20 protein-coding genes and 1 pseudogene are annotated in these 17,708 nt (G+C 66.5%); 10 read left to right on the top strand and 11 right to left on the bottom strand.

From position 1 onward, the window contains the following. Positions 1-161: 161 nt before the first annotated feature. From CFB89_RS22635 to CFB89_RS22595, 9 genes are all read left to right on the top strand, one after another. The gene (locus CFB89_RS22635; protein WP_179233511.1) at positions 162-767 is read left to right on the top strand and encodes an HrpB1 family type III secretion system apparatus protein; all 606 of its coding nucleotides are present in this window, start codon (positions 162-164) and stop codon (positions 765-767) included. Positions 768-800: 33 nt separating this feature from the next. Then, positions 801-1,226, top strand: coding sequence for a hypothetical protein (locus tag CFB89_RS22630; RefSeq protein ID WP_089469815.1), 426 nt, complete (start codon positions 801-803; stop codon positions 1,224-1,226). 2 nt (positions 1,227-1,228) lie between these two features. Further along, positions 1,229-2,092, top strand: a complete 864-nt coding sequence (gene sctJ, locus CFB89_RS22625) for a type III secretion system inner membrane ring lipoprotein SctJ (RefSeq protein WP_089469814.1) — start codon at positions 1,229-1,231, stop codon at positions 2,090-2,092. A gap of 25 nt (positions 2,093-2,117) precedes the next feature. Further along, the gene (locus CFB89_RS22620) at positions 2,118-2,807 is read left to right on the top strand and encodes a type III secretion protein HrpB4 (RefSeq protein ID WP_089469813.1); all 690 of its coding nucleotides are present in this window, start codon (positions 2,118-2,120) and stop codon (positions 2,805-2,807) included. Next, the gene (gene sctL / locus CFB89_RS22615) at positions 2,804-3,682 is read left to right on the top strand and encodes a type III secretion system stator protein SctL (protein ID WP_179233510.1); all 879 of its coding nucleotides are present in this window, start codon (positions 2,804-2,806) and stop codon (positions 3,680-3,682) included. The genes CFB89_RS22620 and sctL overlap by 4 nt, the downstream gene beginning before the upstream one ends. After that, positions 3,679-5,028, top strand: a complete 1,350-nt coding sequence (sctN, locus tag CFB89_RS22610) for a type III secretion system ATPase SctN (protein ID WP_089469811.1) — start codon at positions 3,679-3,681, stop codon at positions 5,026-5,028. Before sctL ends, sctN begins: the two co-directional genes overlap by 4 nt. Positions 5,029-5,065: 37 nt before the next feature. Beyond that, the gene (locus tag CFB89_RS22605; RefSeq protein WP_089469810.1) at positions 5,066-5,602 is read left to right on the top strand and encodes a hypothetical protein; all 537 of its coding nucleotides are present in this window, start codon (positions 5,066-5,068) and stop codon (positions 5,600-5,602) included. Next, positions 5,599-6,408 (top strand): type III secretion system export apparatus subunit SctT, encoded by an 810-nt coding sequence (sctT, locus tag CFB89_RS22600; RefSeq protein ID WP_089469809.1) that lies wholly within the window; start codon positions 5,599-5,601, stop codon positions 6,406-6,408. Before CFB89_RS22605 ends, sctT begins: the two co-directional genes overlap by 4 nt. Positions 6,409-6,496: 88 nt before the next feature. Continuing rightward, entirely contained in the window at positions 6,497-7,462 is a 966-nt protein-coding gene (locus tag CFB89_RS22595) for an alpha/beta hydrolase (RefSeq protein ID WP_089469808.1), read from the top strand. A 318-nt stretch (positions 7,463-7,780) separates the two neighbouring features. On the opposite strand, the gene CFB89_RS22590 is transcribed toward CFB89_RS22595, so the two are convergent. The 10 genes and pseudogenes from CFB89_RS22590 to CFB89_RS22545 all read right to left on the bottom strand — a co-directional run bounded on the left by CFB89_RS22590 (position 7,781) and on the right by CFB89_RS22545 (position 15,323). Next, positions 7,781-9,145 (bottom strand): FAD-dependent oxidoreductase, encoded by a 1,365-nt coding sequence (locus tag CFB89_RS22590; RefSeq protein WP_089469807.1) that lies wholly within the window; start codon positions 9,143-9,145, stop codon positions 7,781-7,783. A gap of 52 nt (positions 9,146-9,197) precedes the next feature. Next, a pseudogene (locus CFB89_RS22585) lies at positions 9,198-9,401 on the bottom strand (alpha/beta fold hydrolase); the annotation flags it as partial. A gap of 2 nt (positions 9,402-9,403) precedes the next feature. Next, positions 9,404-10,411: a zinc-binding alcohol dehydrogenase family protein gene (locus tag CFB89_RS22580; protein ID WP_089469806.1), complete on the bottom strand. Its 1,008-nt coding sequence runs from the start codon at positions 10,409-10,411 to the stop codon at positions 9,404-9,406. 37 nt (positions 10,412-10,448) lie between these two features. Next, positions 10,449-11,303 (bottom strand): alpha/beta fold hydrolase, encoded by an 855-nt coding sequence (locus CFB89_RS22575; protein WP_089469805.1) that lies wholly within the window; start codon positions 11,301-11,303, stop codon positions 10,449-10,451. A gap of 44 nt (positions 11,304-11,347) precedes the next feature. Next, positions 11,348-12,067: a hypothetical protein gene (locus CFB89_RS22570; protein ID WP_089469804.1), complete on the bottom strand. Its 720-nt coding sequence runs from the start codon at positions 12,065-12,067 to the stop codon at positions 11,348-11,350. Further along, a complete protein-coding gene (locus tag CFB89_RS22565; RefSeq protein WP_089469803.1) occupies positions 12,064-13,110 on the bottom strand; it encodes an alcohol dehydrogenase in 1,047 nt (348 codons plus the stop codon). The genes CFB89_RS22570 and CFB89_RS22565 overlap by 4 nt, the downstream gene beginning before the upstream one ends. A 48-nt stretch (positions 13,111-13,158) precedes the next feature. After that, positions 13,159-13,320, bottom strand: coding sequence for a hypothetical protein (locus tag CFB89_RS35015; RefSeq protein WP_179233495.1), 162 nt, complete (start codon positions 13,318-13,320; stop codon positions 13,159-13,161). 98 nt (positions 13,321-13,418) lie between these two features. Continuing rightward, the gene (locus CFB89_RS22555; RefSeq protein WP_089469802.1) at positions 13,419-14,273 is read right to left on the bottom strand and encodes an alpha/beta fold hydrolase; all 855 of its coding nucleotides are present in this window, start codon (positions 14,271-14,273) and stop codon (positions 13,419-13,421) included. A gap of 104 nt (positions 14,274-14,377) precedes the next feature. Next, positions 14,378-14,746: a response regulator transcription factor gene (locus CFB89_RS22550; protein ID WP_089469801.1), complete on the bottom strand. Its 369-nt coding sequence runs from the start codon at positions 14,744-14,746 to the stop codon at positions 14,378-14,380. Between the two features lie 139 nt (positions 14,747-14,885). Further along, on the bottom strand, positions 14,886-15,323 hold the full coding sequence (locus CFB89_RS22545; protein WP_256979740.1) for a DUF3331 domain-containing protein: 438 nt from the start codon (positions 15,321-15,323) through the stop codon (positions 14,886-14,888). A gap of 401 nt (positions 15,324-15,724) precedes the next feature. Here CFB89_RS22545 and CFB89_RS22540 point away from each other — a divergent pair, with 401 nt between their 5' ends. Beyond that, complete coding sequence (locus CFB89_RS22540; protein ID WP_089469799.1) at positions 15,725-16,966, top strand: ATP-binding protein; 1,242 nt, start codon at positions 15,725-15,727, stop codon at positions 16,964-16,966. A gap of 18 nt (positions 16,967-16,984) precedes the next feature. Here the strand turns inward: CFB89_RS22540 and CFB89_RS22535 are convergent, their stop codons facing one another. After that, positions 16,985-17,620 (bottom strand): response regulator transcription factor, encoded by a 636-nt coding sequence (locus CFB89_RS22535; RefSeq protein ID WP_089469798.1) that lies wholly within the window; start codon positions 17,618-17,620, stop codon positions 16,985-16,987. Positions 17,621-17,708: the final 88 nt, after the last annotated feature.

Below are 17,708 nucleotides of genomic sequence, written 5' to 3'. Positions count from 1 at the left end.
GCGGCGTCCGTGCCGGCGAGGCGCCGCGTGCGCGATGCGGTCTTCGCCGCGCGGCAAATGCCTTCGCGCGCATGGCGTTGCCGCCGTGGCGGTTTGCTAACTTGGGAGCGTGGACGGCAGCCGCGTCCCGACAATCCCGTTACCTGAAGGCGGACACGAACATGGACGGCAAACCCGAATACATGCAGTGCAGCAACAGGCTCGTCAGTGCAATGCGCGAGATCGTGCGCCTTGCGCTGGTCGACAAGTTTCCGAATCCGCGCATGACGAGCGACGAAGCCGAACATCTGCTCGATGCGCTGCACGTGATGCGGCCCGCGCGGCCGGAGCTGATCCTGTACGACGGCTACGTGCACATCGTGCATCGCAACTGGATCGATGCGATCGCGGTGTTCGACGGGCTCGCGTCGCGCTGCGAATGCATGCCCGGCGCGCAGGCCATGCTCGTCTATTGCCTGGCGGCGAGCGGCAATCCCGACTGGCGCATCGTGGCCGCCAAGATGCGCGAGGACGAGGCCAGCCTGACCGACGACGCGCGCGCGTTGCTCGATTCGGTCGAGTTGCGCGACGAACTCGAGCGCGCGAATCGCGATGCGCAGGCCACCGGCGTGTTCCACATGACCGACATGATGAAGCGCCTGCGCGACCGGCTCGGCATCAAGACGCCGGCGTTGCACGACGCGAACGGGCCGGATGCGCATGCCGACGGCGCCCAGCCGTCCGCGGCGGCGCCGACCGCGGAAGAAAGCCAGTACCTGCGTCTTTGAACGCGTCCTCGCATCGTCGAAAAGGGGCTTCCGATGAATCCGATTCCTCCCGTACCCGATTTTCAACTGGCGCTCGCACGCGGCGGCGGTGCGGCCGGCTTGCCCGACGCGATCGATCCGGGCGTGCCGGCATTGCCCGTCGTCGTGCCGCCGCACGAGGTCGCGAGCTTCGAGCAGATGATGGCGGGCGGCGTCACGGCGCCGCCGAAGCCGCAGGGGTCCGAGGCCGGATCGCTCGCCAGGCACCTCGTGCTCAGCGAGGACGAGGCGCTGCAGACCGTCTCCAACGACGCGCTGTACATGCTGCACAACGCGGGCGACATGTCGTTCAACCAGATCGCGGCCGCCTCCGTGCAGATGCAGATCGAGACGGCGAGCCTGCAGGTCGACATGTCGATGAAGATCAGCGTGGTCGAATCGTCGAAAGGCGCGCTGGAAACCCTGATGAAGAACCAATAGCTATGAACGCCCGGATCCGGATCGCCGGCCGCGCGAGCGTGCATGCGTGCGTGATGTTGTGCGTCGCGCTGTGCATCGCGCTGGCCGGCTGCAAACAGGAACTCTATGGAAACCTCAGCGAGCAGGACTGCAACGAGATCGTCGCGGCGCTGCTGCAGGCGGGCATCGACGCGAAGAAGGAGAGTGCGGACGGCGGCAAGACGTGGAGCGCCAAGGTCGACGATGCACATATCGTGCAGGCGATGAACGTATTGCGCGAGCATGGCCTGCCGGCGCACAAGTACGACGATCTCGGCGATCTCTTCAAGAAGGACGGCCTCGTGTCGACGCCCACCGAGGAACGCGTGCGCTTCATCTACGGGGTGTCGCAGGAGCTGTCGAAGACACTGTCGCAGATCGACGGCGTGATGGTGGCGCGCGTGCATATCGTGCTGCCGGACAACGATCCGCTCGCGATGCACGTGAAGCCGTCATCCGCGTCGGTGTTCATCAAGTACCTGCCGACGGCGAATCTCGCGACGATCGAACCGCAGATCAAGAACCTCGTGGTCCACAGCGTCGAAGGATTGTCGTACGACAAGGTCAGCCTGACCGCCGTCGCCGGCAGCCCGCTCGACGTGATGCCGCGCGCGCCGTCCGGCGGCGGGGTGTGGCGCGCGATCGCGATCGCCGGATGCGTGCTCGCGGCGCTCGCGCTGCTCGTCATCGTGGCGCGCAAGCGAGGCCCGCGCGCGAATGGCGCCGACACGCCCGAGGCGTCCGGCGCGCCGGGCGCGCCCGGTGGACACGCGGCGGCCGGCCTGGCGGCGAAGCTGCCGGTGGGCCCGTTCCGCGGCAAGCCGGCCGGCGACGGCGCGGGGCGCTGACCGGCGCGCGGCACGGCGGACGATCATGGATATCGACAAGCACGGCAGTGTCGCCTTCGGTCTCGCACGGCGTCTTGTGCAGTACCAGGCGAACCGTATCGGGCTGCCCGACTGGATCGCGCCGGGCTGGTTTCCGGACGCGTGGCGCCGGGCGGCCGGCACGGGCGGGGCGCAGCTCGCCCGGCTGCGGGCCGGGGCGCTGGAGGGCTGGCTCGCACGGGAGGGGCTGCCGGTGCCGGCCTACCGGACGTTTCGCGGCGACAGCGGACGGCTGGGCGCGCTGGCGCTGGACGATGCGCTCGCCGTGCTGTGCCTGCGCGCGCTGTACGGCCGGCGCGCCGAACTGCGTTACTGGGTCGATCGCGAGAGCCGCGACAAGGTCTGCGCGTGGCTCGGCCGGCACGGCGCGGCGGCGTTGCGCTGGCTGATGGCCGAGCCGCGCGTCCAGCCGGTCGACCGCTGGATCCGCGACTTCGGCATGCATCCGCTCGATCATCTCGACGAGCGCACGCTGAGCTGGGAAGGGTTTTGCCTGTTCCGCGCGAGCGGCATGTGCGAACCCGATGCGCCGGCCGGATTGTTGCGCCTGGCATGGGCGCGCGATGCGGTGGCGGCGCCGTGGCTGCAGGCGAACGACGCGGACGCGACGCGCGACGACAGCCGGCGCGTGCTGATGCGGCTCGACGATTTTTTTGCGGAGGAGGAAACGCGATGATCATCTGGCTCAGACAGCCGGGCACCGAACAGGCGGCGCGCGCGTGCAACACGGGCGTCGGCGTGCAAGCGGACGTCGTGCCGCGCGAGGCCCTGGCGTCGCTGGTGCAGCTCGACGCGGGCTATCTCGCGTTGCAGCGCCAGCACGCGGAAGTCCTCGCGCAAGCGGCGCGCGATGCCGACACCATGCTCGCGGCGGCCCGCGCGGACGCGGACGCGCTGCGCGCCGAAGCCCGCGGCGAGTACGACACCGCGCGGCAGCGCGGCTACGACGCAGGCAGCCGCGATGCGCTTTCGCAGTGGTACGCGCGCACCGCGCAGTTGCTCGATCAACGCTACGAACTGCAGATGTCGTTGAAGCAGCGCATCGCCGGGCTGGTGGTGTCCGCGGTCGAGAAGATCGTCGTCAACGAACAGCCGGCGGCGCTGTTCGCCCGCGCCAGCGACGTGGTCGAACGCATCATCGAAGGCAGCCGGACCCTGCAGGTGCGCGTGCATCCGGACGAGCACGACGCGGCCGTCGAAACCTTCTCGCATGCGGTGGCGCAGTGGCGCGCGCGCGGCCAGCCGGTCCAGCTGACGGTCCACGCGGACCGCACGCTCGACCCGGGCGCGTGCGTGTGCGACACCGACATCGGTTCCGTCGACGCCAGCCTCAAGGTACAGATCGACGCGGTCCGCATGGCGGCCGACGCGGCGCTGCGGCGCGACGCGAACGCGCCGGGCGTGCCGGGCGTACCGGATACGCTCGCCCCGGAGGCGTTCGCCGAAGTCAGGACGCATGCGGCACCGCCCGGGTTGCCGGAACCGCCGGAACAGGAACTGGAATCGGCAAGCGGCGCGGGGCCGGCCGAGAGCGTCGGGGGGCAGGCATGAGCGACGTGTCGCGAGACGCCACCGGCATCGATGCGCTGATCCGGCTCACCGACACGCTCGAACAGGAGTTCGACCGCGCGGCGCACCTGTCGACACGCGGCAAGGTGCTGGACGCGCTCGGCACGCTGATCCGCGTGAGCGGCATCGACGTCCGCTACGGCGAGCTGTGCGAACTCCGGACCGGGCAGGGCGAGCTGATGCAATGCGCCGAGGTGGTCGGTTTTTCCCGCGACACGGCGTTGCTGTCGCCGTTCGGGCGCCTCGACGGTCTCTCGCGGGACACCCAGGTGATCGGGCTGCGTCGGCCGCTCGCGATTCCCGTCGGTTCCGCGCTGTTCGGCCGCGTGGTCGACAGCATGGGCCGGCCGATCGACGGCCGCGGCCCGATCGACACGACCGAGACCGCCGCGCTCTACGCGGCGCCGCCGGATGCGATGAGCCGCCCGCTGCTCGAACGTTCGCTCGACACCGGCGTGCGGGTCGTCGACGGGCTGATGACGCTCGGCGAAGGCCAGCGCGTCGGCATTTTCGCGCCGGCCGGCGTCGGCAAGAGCACGCTGATGGGCATGTTCGCGCGCGGCACGCGCTGCGACCTCAACGTGATCGCGCTGATCGGCGAGCGGGGCCGTGAAGTGCGCGAGTTCATCGAACAGATCCTCGGCCCGGAAGGCATCGCGCGGTCCATCGTGGTGTGCGCGACTTCCGACCGCTCGTCGATCGAGCGCGTGAAGGCCGCCTATTCGGCCACGGCCATCGCGGAATACTTTCGCGATCGCGGCAAGCGCGTGCTGCTGATGATGGATTCGCTGACGCGCTTTGCGCGCGCCCAGCGCGAGATCGGGCTGGCCGCGGGCGAGCCGCCCGCGCGGCGCGGTTTTCCGCCGTCGATCTTCGCCGAGCTGCCGCGCCTGCTGGAACGGGCGGGGCTGTCGGAGCACGGCTCGATCACCGCGCTCTACACCGTGCTCGCGGAGGACGAATCGGGCAGCGATCCGGTGGCCGAGGAGGTGCGCGGCATCCTCGACGGGCACATGATCCTGTCGCGCGAGATCGCCGCACGCAACCAGTATCCGGCCATCGACGTGCTGGCGAGCCTGTCGCGCGTGATGCCGCAGGTGACGGACGACGCGCATCGTGAGGCGGCCGGTCATGTGCGCCGGCTGCTGGCCAAGCATCGGGACATCGAAACCCTGCTGCAACTCGGCGAGTACCGGGCGGGCGGCGATCCGGTCGCCGACGAAGCCGTGCGCAAGATCGAGGCCATCCGGCAATTCCTCTGTCAGCGCACCGACGAATTCAGCACACGCGAAGCGACACGCGACGCGTTGCGCGGCCTGCGTGCGTGAGCGCGGCCGCCGATGCCACGGGCGAAGGGTGACGACGATGAAAGACAGGCGCGTCATGGCATTCTCGACGATCCGGAATCGCCTCACGCGGGCTCGCGCCGCGCTGCGCGACACGCTGGCCGAGCAGCAGCGCGAACGCGACGAGGCCGACGCTCGGTTGGCCGAGCAGCAGCGCGTGCTCGCGCACGCCGCGCAAGAGGTCGACCGGCGCACCGCGCGCATCGACCGCCTGCTCGACGGCCACGGGCCGGTGCGGATCGACGAACTGCTCGACTGGGAGAAGCTGCTGGCCGACGCGCACGCGCGGCGCGCACGCGAACTCGACACGCTGCAGCAGTTGCGGGACGGCGTTGCCGCGATCGACCACGCGATCGGTACGACCCGCACCGCGATTCTCCGCCACGACGTGCGGATCGACCTGTGCAGTGCGCGGCTGGATCGCCTGAACCGTCTCGCGGAGGCCCGCGCGGACGATCTGCAGGACGAGGAGAGCGAGGAAACGTTCGTCGCGCGTCGCAATGCCGCGCCGGCCGCGCACACGCCGCGCCGCGGCGCCACCGAGGGCTCGCGATGATCGATCCGTTCTCGACCGGCATTCCGCAGCTCGGGCGCGCGCTGCTGTCGTTCATGATCCTGGTCGCCGTCTGCGGTGTGCGTCTGCTCGTGCTGATGACGATCTTTCCGCCGACGGGCGGCGAACTGATCACGAAGCGCATCCGCAATGCGATGGTCGTGTTGTGGTCGATCTACGTCGCTTACGGGCAGCAGGCGCTGATGACGCAACTGCATGGCGGATTCCTGCTGGCCGTCGTCGTCAAGGAGGCCGTCATCGGGCTGGTGATCGCATTCGTCGCGTCACCGGTGTTCTGGGTCGCGGAAGCCGTCGGCACCTATATCGACGATCTCACCGGCTACAACAACGTGCAGATCACGAACCCGAGCCTCGGACAGCAGACGACGCTGACCTCCACGCTGCTGATGCAATGCGCGACCGTTGCGTTCTGGACCCTCGGCGGCATGACCTTCCTGCTCGGCGCGGTGTTCCAGACGTACGTCTGGTGGCCGCTGGGCAGCCTCGCACCGGTGCCGCGCGCATTCATCGAGGCGTTCGTGATGCAGCAGACCGATTCGCTGATGGTCACGATCGCGAAGCTCGCCGGCCCGGCAGTGCTGCTGTTGCTGCTCGTCGACGTCGGGGTGGGGCTGCTGTCGCGGATTGCGTCGAAACTCGATCTCGTCTCGCTCGCGCAGCCGGTCAAGGGCGCGCTGGCCGTCCTGTTGCTCGCGCTGATGATCGGCATGTTCATCGGACAGGTGAAGGACCAGGTTGCGTTGCTGCACGTCGGCGAGCAGTTGCGCGCGCTCGCGCTGCCGAGGTAAGGCAAGGCCCCGAAGCAAGGCCCCATTCGCGCCCGATGCGCCGCGCGGGACGACACGCGGCGCCAAGCACCCGTCGAGGAGACGTCCCATGCCCGTCGCACCGAGTGTCAGACAGTTTCTCGAGCGTCGCGCGCGGCCCGGCGCGGTATCGCTCGACCGGTTGCCGCTGGAAGAGGCGCGCCGCTATTTCGCGTACTACGTACCGCTTGCCGATCTCGCGCCGCGCGGCGTCGACAGCATCGACGAATGCGTGATCGAGATGCGCGACGGGGCGCACATCGCCGCGCGCATCTACTATCCGCGCGCCCCCGACTGGAGCGCGCCGCTGCCGGCGTTGCTGTATTTTCATTCGGGCGGCTATGTCGTCGGCTCGCTCGATACGGCCGACGCCGTTTGTCGCATGCTGGCGGCCGACGCACGGTGCGCGGTCGTGTCGGTGTCTTACCGGCTCGCGCCCGAGCACAAGTTTCCGTGCGCGGTGGACGACGCGCTGGACGCACTGCGGTGGCTGCACCGCAAGGCGCTGACCTACGGTCTGGATGCATCGCGGCTGGCCGTCGGCGGCGAAAGCTCGGGGGCCACGCTGGCCGCGGTGGTCGCCGTTCGGGCCCGCGAGATGGGCATCGCGCTGGCGATGCAACTGCTGATCTATCCGGCGCTGTCGGCATCGCTCGGGAGCGCGGCGCACCGGCGTTACGGCGAAGACCATTTCCTGACGCACGACGTGATCCGCTGGATCCATCGCAACTATCTGCGACATGCGGCCGATGCCGCGGACTGGCGCTTTGCGCCGCTTGACGGCGAGCGTCACGCGCCGGCCGATCTGCATGGCGTCGCCCCGACGTGGCTGGTTTCCGCCGAATACGATCCGTTGCGCGACGAGCATGCCGGTTATGCGGACAAGTTGCGACGGGCCGGAAATCGCGTGGAGGCGCGGTGCTACCGGGGGATGATCCACGGATTTTTTTCGATGGGGCGCGTGATTCCCGAAGCCGCGTATGCGCACCGCGAGGCCGCTGTCGCGCTGCGGGAAGCGTTGGGCAGCACGGATTGATGTAATGGCCGCGAGGCCGAAAGGCCGCGCGAATGACGACGGCTCGCGGGTGTCGGCCCGGATGACCTATGCGCCAGTGATGCGTGCACGCGGCAGCCGGTCGATTCGGGCCGGCGGCCGAACAGCGTACGCGCCCGAAAGCGGACATTTCAACTTTGCCCAGATACGACATTACAACTTTGCTCTTACACGAAAAATAACGATAATTCACGTTATGTTAAATTTAGCCGGGTAATCGCACTGAACAAAGATCCGCTGGCACCGAAGTGCCTGCAGACTGGTAATCGCCGTCGCTTCGCTTGCTCGCTTACATCACATTCAACGTAACGTAGCGAACAGCAGGTTCAGCCCTTCCGAAACAATCGGATGACCGATGATCGCGTCGCGCACTGCCGTATACGGCAGTCCACCGAGCATCGCCATCTGGACAGCGGTCGTCACGTCTCCGGCGCCCGTGCCGACCATCGTGAATCCCAGGATCGCGCCGGTGCCCGGGTGCACGAGCGCTTTCAAAAATCCCCGCGTGTTACCCTCGGTGCGGGCACGCGGCACGGCCGTCATCGGCAGTTTCGCGACCCGGACGTCGATGTTGCGCGCCTTCGCATCGACTTCGTTCAGGCCGATGCGGCCCAGCTCCGGGTCGATAAACAACGCATAAGGGACGATGCGTCCGGCGGTGCTCGCCGATCGGCACTCGATACCGGCCTTCAGCACGCGGTAGTCGTCGAACGACGCATGCGTGAACATCGGCGTGCCCGCAACTTCGCCGATCGCCCAAGTGCGTTCCGCGGTCGTCGCGAGCTGATGATCGACCTTGATGAATCCGCGCTCGGTGGTCTCCACGCCGGCAAGCTCGAGCCCGATGCCGGCCGTCTGCGGCACACGCCCGGTCGCAACGAGCAGATGCGAGCCGTCGACGACGCGGCCGTCGGCCAGCGCCACCGTGACACGGTCGCCGCTTTTTCCGCGCACGTCGACGAGCTTGGCAGCCAGCTCGAGCCGAATGCCGTCGTCGGTCAGCGCCTGCTGGATGACCGTGCTGACGTCGTCGTCCTCGCGCATCGCCACGCGCGGCGTATCGCTGATGAGCGTGACAGCACTGCCGAGCCGCCGGAATGCCTGCGCCATCTCGAGCCCGATATAGCCGCCGCCGATGACGACGAGGTGCGCCGGAAGCGTCGTCAGGCGCAACGCTTCCACGTGCGTGAGCGGCTGCGCATCTGGCAGGCCGGGCACGTCCGGAATCGACGCGACCGTGCCGGTGTTGATGTAGACGTTCTCGCCCTCGTAGATCGTTTCGGTCCCGTCCGCTGCACGGACGGCGATGGTTCGCGGCGCGACGAACCGCCCGGTCCCGATCACCAGTTCGAGCCCCGACTGCGCGAATGCGCGGCGATTGAGGTCGACCATCCCGTCCACGACCGACGAAATGTACGAGGAAACGGCGGTCATATCCGCGGTCACGTCTTCCCGCCTTGCCGCTTCGCGCCATGCGTGCATCGCGCGCGCATTGTGAATCAGCGCCTTGCTCGGGATGCACGCGACGTTGATGCACGACCCGCCGATCATCCCCCGCTCGATCACCGCAACGCGCCTGCCCTGCCGGGCCATGTCCATCGCGAGCGATTTACCGCCCTTGCCGCCACCCAGAAAAAGATACTCAACTCGTTTGACGTCCGCCATTCTGGCCTCCAAGTTCCATTCGTCCAATTCGATGCCGGTGAATCCCGCGCATTCCATGGCCGCGCCGGTCGTGCGCGATCACGGGGTAGCCGTTCCGCACGAGGAACAGCATCTGCGCGTCCCATGCGTCGGCGTTCAACGGCCAGCCGCGCGAAAACACGACCGGGCGGCCGACGCCCCAGTCCTTGTAGAAAATCCGCATGCCGTCTTTCGTGGTGGTGGTCACGGTGTTGTCGTCGGTGTTGTATCGGAGCATGCTCAGAAACCATCCAGCACGATCTTGCCCTTCGCACGCCCCGCTTCGAGCAATGCGTGCGCGCGTCGCAAGTTCGTCGCGTCGATCTTGCCGAGGTGCTCGCCGACGGTGCTCTTGAGCACGCCGTTGTCGATCAGTGTCGCCACACGTGCGAGCAGCGCGTGCTGACGGTCCATGTCCGGCGTGCGGAACATCGAACGCGTGAACATGAACTCCCAATGGAGCGAGATGGATTTGCGCTTCAGCGGCATCGCGTCGAGCGTGTCGGGATCGTCGATCAGCGCGAGCTGGCCCTGGGGCTTGAGGATGTCGACAATCTGCGTGTAGTACGCATCGGTATGGGTGAGACTGATCACGTGGTCCACCTGCTCGATGCCGAGGGCATGCAGTTGCGACTGCAACGGGTTTCCATGGTCTATCACGTGGTGCGCTCCGAGCTCGGCAACCCATGCCTGCGTGGCCGGCCGCGATGCCGTGCCGATCACGGTCAGCGCGGTCAGCTTGCGCGCGAGTTGCACCAGGATGGACCCGACGCCACCGCCCGCGCCGATTACCAGCAGGCTCTGCCCTGCACCGCCGCGCTCGGCGACGTTCAGTCGATCGAACAGCAGCTCCCACGCCGTGATGGCCGTCAACGGCAGTGCCGCGGCGTCGGCAGCGCCAAGCGTCGTGGGCCGGCGGCTCGCGACGCGCTCGTCCACGAGACCGTATTCCGCGTAGCTGCCCGGGCGCGTGATGTCGCCGGCATACCAGACCTTGTCGCCCGGTTCGAACAACTCGACGTCGCTGCCAACCGCCTCAACCGTTCCGGCCGCGTCCCAGCCCAGAATGCGCGCGGCGCTCGGCTGAACGCCGAGCCGCAGCTTCGAGTCGACCGGGTTGACGGCGATCGCGTCGATCTTCACGAGCAAATCGCGCGGGCCGGGTGCCGGCACCGGGAGGTCCGTTTCGTACAACGCATCGGGGTCGTCGATCGGCAGACCAGCTTTGGCATAAACGATGGCTTTCATGAATGGCTCCTTGAAGGGGCGAACGATGGCTTTCCGGTCACGCGCCGCGCAGGAATTCGCGCACGTGCGACACATACGCCGGCGCGTACTGGAAAAGCGCGCCGTGTCCGGAATTCGGGTATACGATCAACGTCGCGTCGGGCAGACCTTGCGCCAGCACGAAACTGTTGGCGGTCGGAATCATGCGGTCGTCGTCGCCGTTGGTGACGAGCACTGGCTGCTTGATTCCGCTCAACTTGCCGGCCGCGTCACCGCGCGAGTTCGCCCACGCGATCATCGCGTGCAGCTGCGCAGACGCGACTTCGGGCCCGGCCGGCAGATCGCGCTCCGCGCCGCGCGCGTCGAGGCGACCGACGAATGCGTCGGCCGCCGCCTGGCCCGCCGGCGTCGCCGGAAAAAACAGGCGCTTGAGTTTTTCGCTCATCGGCATCTCGTCGTCCGTAAAGATCGCGAGCAATTCCGGCCGGTCCATCCCCGCGCCTTCGCCGCCTTCGGGCGCGGTGCCCGACAGGATCATCCGCTCGACCAAGTCGGGCCTGGCAAGTGCGATGTCCTGTGCGAGAAACCCGCCGAGCGAGAATCCGAGGATATGCAGTCTGCCGATAGACAGCGCGTCGACGAACCGCAGCACGTGCTCGGCCATCTGCGCGATCGACGTCGGAACCTGTCCGCCGGAGCGGCCGACGCCGGCATTGTCGAACAGGATGATTTCGCGGTCGCGCGCGAGCGCGTCGACGATCACGGGATCCCAGTTGTCGAGCGTGCCGGTGAAGTGCTGCAGACAGAGCAGCGGAAGACCGCCGCCTTCGTTGCCGAAGCGACGATACGCGTAGCGCACGCCGGATGCATCGACGTAGCGCGTCGGTGCGATGGATGATGCAATTTCAGTCATGGTTCGGTCCTCGATGGCCATGCGATGCGCGACGTGGTTCGCGCTCAGCCGAGCGCGATGTCGTGCAGGTCGATCGATACGACGAGCGGCTCGGGAACCGCGTGTCCATCCGGCGTTCTCGGGTAGATGCGCCGCTTCGTCGGGAAACGGATGCCGGACACGGTCGTGTAATCGCTGACGTAATGCGCGCCGGGCGTGTTGCCCGCGATTTCGACGTCGTAGTCCAGACGGCGGATCAGCCCCTCTGGCCCGACGTAGATCGTCTGCGCTTTACTGAACACTTCGAGCGTATTCGGGTAGTGGACTCGAATCCTGCGCCACGTTTCGCCCTGCTCGTTCCAGATGCCGTCCTCTTCGCAGCTCACACCGTCCCACGCGAGCACGAACGGTGCGTTCAGATACGTCCACATCGCGCATCCGGCGAAGAATGCGAGCTGCAACGGGTCCCAACCTGTTTCGAGCGTATGTCCGTCGAACGATTGGCGCGGCTGCTCACGCTGCGCGAGCACGTGTCCTGACGCATCGAACAGAGCGATACGCTCGCCGGTGAACTCGCTGCGTGCGGCCAATGCGCCGACCGGCGCATGCGACGCCCATTGGCGATCGGTCGCGACCGTTACGGTCGTATCGTCGAGCACGCCGGCGTGCCCCTTGAGGCCCCAGAGTGCGCCGCCCTGAACAAGCCGGGCCCGAACCTGCCGAAACTTGCGCCACTGCTCGAGCCCACCGTGGGCGTCGATGACGGTTTGAGCGATTGCGTTCATGCGCTAACTCCTGTGGGGGCGGAATTCATCGTCAGTACCGCGCGGAAACGGACGTCCGCGCGCATCATTCGGTCATATGCGGCTTGCGCCTGCTCGAGCGGAAACGTCTCGATCATCGGCCGCACGTTCTGCAGCCGTGCGAACGCGAGCGTCTCTTCGTTATCCGCCACGGTTCCGGTCAGTGCGCCGACGACAGAGCGACCGCCGAACACGAGGTCGACCGCGTTCACCGCGATCGGCTCGCCGGGCACGGCGACGACGACCAGCCTGCCGCGCGCGGACAACCCCGCGACGGTCTCGGCCATCCCGGAGCCGGTCGGCGCCGTCCCGAGCACGACCTTCGCACCGCCCATTGCCCGCAGCGCGGCGGCGACGTCCTCGGTCCGCGCATCGATATAGCGATGCGCGCCAAGCTGCGCGGCGAGCGCGGCCTTGTCCGCACCGCGCGCGATCGCGACGGTGTGGAAACCCATCCGGTTCGCGAACTGCACGGCAAGATGGCCGAGACCGCCCAGCCCGTGGATCGCAACCACGTCGCCCGGCCGCGCGCCCGCATTGCGCAGCGCGTTGAACGTAGTGAGGCCGGCACAGAGCAACGGTGCGGCCTCCGCCGCGTCGAGATCGTCCGGCACACGAACGAGACCGCGCGCTTCGGCCAGCATGATCTCCGCGTAACCGCCGTCGGTCGTCATCCCGGTGATCACGGGGTTCTCGCAGTTCACGACGTCGCCGTGCCGGCACGACGAACAGGTACGGTCCTCGCCGGCCAGAAAGCCGACGCCAACGCGCTGGCCGATCCGCCAGCCTTCGACGCCGTTGCCGACCGCCTCGATGCGCCCGACGACCTCGTGGCCCGGCACGCGTGGCGGTGCGCCGTCCGGCGCCTGGCGTTCAACGGTCGCGCTGTCGGAATGGCACACGCCGCACGCTTCCACGCGGATACGCACTTGTCCGTATGCGGGCTCTGGAATCTGCCGCTCGACCAGCTCCAACTGGCCGGGCGCCTTGACTACCGCCGCGCGGTAGGTCGTTGAATGAGTCATGTTTTCCTCGTTACTCGAAACGGAAGTTGGACAAATCGACGCCGACGATCAGGGGTGCACCGTCACGTGCGAATCGGTCAGCACGCCGTCGCGCTTTTTAAGCGGCCAGATCACGCACGTGTGATGCAATTGCGCCGATACGTTGCGGAAACTCATGAAGCGTTCCATGCCACCTGCCGCGCGAATCGCCAACTCGACCAGATCTTCCATTTGCATTCCTTATCAATAAACCAATACGTCTTTCCGCCATTCATTACAGGGTTCGATCGGCAGCGTGCCGACGTGTCCTGTTTCTTTTGCGTGCGCGCTCAGCCGGCGCGCGTGCCGACGAACGCCGCGATATGTTTCGCGCAGGCCACCGGATACTCGAGCTGCGGCCCGTGTCCGGTGCGCGGCAGCGTCACGACATGCAGCGTCGGCAGTTGGCTGTTGAGCGCATACCAGTTCTCGACCGGAAACACGATGTCGTGATCGCCGCCGACATGGAGAACCGGAATCGACGTTGCCCTGAGTGCATCGAGCACGGCGTCGGCCGGGAAAACGGGATTCCGCGGGCCGTCGCCGACCTGCTGCCCCGCCCATTCGATCGGCACGGCCGGGCTAGGGTCGAGCGTCCGTTGTGCGATCCGCGCCGCGGCTTGCTCGGCCGCCGCACGACTCGCCGGCGAGGTCGGCTCAAAGAACAGGGTGACGAAATCGTCGAAGTCGTTTTCGCGCTTCGCCATCGTGTAGAAGAGCTGCTCGCCGGGCTTGACCAGCGGCCCCGGCGGCGTGGTCGCGATCAGGACTGCATGCGTGACAAGCTGCGGCGCCGTCGCGACCACGATCTGAGCCGCCATTCCGCCGACCGACCATCCGCCAATGACGACGTTCCCGAGCTTCAGCTCGACAATCAGATCGATCGCGTCCTTCGCGAGCGAGGCCGGATGGTACGTGCGCTCGCCGGTCGATTGCCCGAGCCCGCTGTAGTCGAAAATCGTGACCTGAAATCCCTGTTCGACAAGACTGTCGAGGAACAGCGGGTCCCACGTGTCCATGGTTCCGCGAAAGCGCACGCATAGCACGAGCGGCGTTCCCGAACCGAACGTTCGATACGCCAGGCGCCGCCCATCGACGTCGACGAACTGCGTTCTCGCGCCGAGACTGGGCTTATCGTTTTCCATAAATTATCCTGTCGTGTAAATCGAAACCACGCAGTCAAAACGCGCAACCGCGGCGACGCCACCCGGGCACCGTTGTTCTAGCCACGTGCTTGCCTGCCAATCCTTCAGCATCCCGCGAGCGCTCGCATCAGCCACTGCACAAGTTCGCGCGGATCGAACGGTTTCTCCAGCACGCACAATGCGCCGAGACGTCGCGCTTCAATCAGGCGGCGCGTACTCGGATGCGCAGTCACGAAGATGAGCGGCACATCACAACACCCCGCGCGCAGACAGTCGAGCAATTCGATGCCCGACATGCCGGCCAACTGGATATCGCATACGATGCAGTGCGACGGCCCGTTCCTTCCATACTCGAGAAACGCTTCGGCCGACGCGTACAGCCTCACGCGGACGCCCATCGATCGCACGAGCGATTCCAGCGACTGTCTCATCGCCACTTCATCGTCGATGATGCAAACCGTCTTGTCGTGCACTGGGTGTCTCGCGTGACGTCGCACTCGCCGGCTGAAGCCGGCAACGCAACCGGATTTCGGACAGCGTATCCGCCCTACCGTGCCGCGACAATCATGCCGAGGTATGGTGCCGCCCATACCGGCAGCATCCGTTCGCGCTTCACTCGTTGTCGTCGCGGCGTAACCGGGCCTGCATGACGGCCGCCGCATGGATCATCCTGTCCCAGTTGCACGGAATGGTGCGCCCACGCCCCTGAGGTCGATATACCCGATCGCCGCAACGGATCGGCAGGCCCGTCAGCACGCAGCGCGACGACGTTCGCGCAGTCACGCATTGCCACACCTGTTCGCCGAAATGCCCGAATCTCGGATCGCTCCAGCGCACGCTGACCGACGTATCCGACAGAATCTCTACGATCCTGATCCGCGCGGATGCCGGCGACGCCGCGGCGGCGTCCGCCCCGTCGTTGCGTATGCCGCGCCCTCGCCGCCTGTGTCGGTCTGCCGTTCCCGGCAAACCGTCGCGCGGGCCGGGCATCCTCGATGGGTCCAGTAGGCGCAGCAAAGCACTTTCGAAAACATCGTCGTGTGCGAACATTGGCTGTGTCATATCTACGGTTCCCCTCGCATCGAACGCGCATGTGCTGCGAACATGACGGCGAATTCTGTCGCAAAGCCGTGAACTTCGCGGCTTTGCGACGCCCTGCGCCACACACTTCGTTCACGTTGAAGCGCAGTCTAGGGGAACTAATTTCCGCGATCCATCAGCCTGTGGTCGATGCACGCCCATACCAAGGTGTGCACCATTGCACCCGTCATGCGTACGAGTGGCAGGGCGGCCGATTCAAGCCAGCGAGACTCGACCGATCTGTCTTATAGTTGAAGCTGCATCGAACGCGCACGCAATGCGTCGTCCGTCGTCCCGATGCTTCAGATGCTTCACTTACGGTCATCCGGTCTCGCGCATCGCGCGAGGCCCAGCGCGAGCACCACGTCCCCATGTCAACGTCCGCAATCGTCACGCTCGACCAGCCCCCTGGTTTCCACTCCGCGGAAAGCGAGCTTTTCACGTCGGCGCCAATCCCGATCCTTATCGAGGACTGGTCGCGCGTCTATCGGGCGGTGAGCGAGCTCCGGCGCGCCGGCATCGACGACATCGACCGCTATTTGGACGAGCATCCGCAGGCCGTCTCGACCCTTCGCAGCCTGCACGCGTTCGTGGCGGCCAACGACGCAGTGGTGAGCCTCTTCGAAGCGGAATCGAAAGAGCATTTCCTGCAGCATGCGGAGATACTGTTGCCGGCCGACAGGCTCAGCAACTGCGCGGTGCTGCGCGCAATCTACGAAAATCGCGCAGCCTGCCAGGGCGAGCGCACGCTGGTGACATTCAAGGGTCGCCGTGTGCCGATCGTATGGCGCTGCTCCCTGCCGAAGAACGAGGACGGTTACCGGCGGCTGCATTTCTATGCGTTCGATGTGACCGAACAGAAGGAAAACGCCGACAGGCTCACCGCATTGCGCGCCGAAGCGGCACGTGCGGCGCGCATTTCGCTGTTCGGTGAGATGTCAGCCTCGATCCTGCACGAGGTCAGCCAACCGCTGTCGGCGGCCGGCTCGGCGGCCGAAGCGGCGTTGCGCTGGCTCGCACGCGACGAGCCCGACATCGCTGAAGCGGCGGACGCGATCGCCCAGGCAGCGCGCTGGACGCGCGACGCGACGGAAATTTGCCGCAAGATCCGCGGCTTCGTCGGCAAGGCACCGGTCAAATGCGTCGACTTCGCGGCCGCTGACGCGGTGCAGGCCGCGTTGTTCCTGATCGCACCCGAAGCCGCTGCGCGGGACGTTCGTGTCGACAGCGCGATCGATCCGGGCGCGCACGTCTTTGCCGATCCGCTGCAAGTCCAACAAGTGCTCGCGAACCTGCTGATGAACGGCATTCAGGCGATCGGAAGCGGCCCGTCGCCAGAGCGAACGCTCACGGTCTCGGTCAGGCAGGACGGATCCGATGTCGTATTCGACGTGCGTGACACCGGGCCAGGTATCGAGCAGCAATCGATCGATCAGCTTTTCCAGCCATTTTTCACGAGCAAGCCCGACGGCATGGGGATGGGCCTCACGGTCGCCCGCTCCATCGTCGACGCGCACAACGGACGAATCTGGGCACGCGGTGAGCCGGGTGCCGGCTGCTGCTTCTCGTTCGCCCTTCCCGCGCATCGACTGGAACCGGACCTCGATGCATGACGGTCGTGGTGTGCTACGTCATGTCGACAACGACACGCCGATCACCTCGGACTTGCGCACGAGATCGGCGAGCGACGATGCGTTCATCTTGCGCATCACCGACGCGCGGTGCTGCTTGATCGTAATCAGGCTCAAGCCGAGGTGCGACGCGATCTGCTTGTTCAGTGCTCCGCTGACGACGTAAGCCAGCACTTCGCGTTCACGGCGCGTGAGCAACTCGAACGATTGCTGCAGTTCGTGGCGCGTGTCGTTGCGGACGCGCCGCGCCGCATCGAGCGATAGCGCGAGATTCACAGCGTCGATCAACTCCTGATCAGTGAAGGGTTTGACCAGAAAGTCGACCGCCCCGCCCTTCAGCGCCTTTCGGCACACGTCGACATCGGCGAACCCGGTGATGACGACAATCGGGATCGGCGGCCGGTCCTGCGCGTGCTGGAACATCAGTCCGCTCTCGCCGCGCAACCGCACGTCGAGAAGCAGGCAGCTCGTGACGTTCTCCCGCTGCGTTGCGCGCAACTCCGCGGTAGTCGCGAACGTCACGACACGCAAGCCCACCGATCGCAACAGCGTATCGAGCGATGCACGCATGGCCGGATCGTCGTCGACGACGTATACCACCGCGGTCGAATCGTCTTGCGTCGCTGCATCTGACATATCCTGCGCCCCAACCATTCATTCAATTTCAGCTACACCGTCGCGAAGCGCCTCTCGTGCGCTAGGACGACGGGGGCGTTCGACTTCT

The sequence above is a fragment of the Burkholderia sp. AU16741 genome, from assembly GCF_002223345.1.
GTDB lineage: Bacteria > Pseudomonadota > Gammaproteobacteria > Burkholderiales > Burkholderiaceae > Burkholderia > Burkholderia sola.
This window is presented reverse-complemented; position numbering and strand designations above follow the sequence as displayed.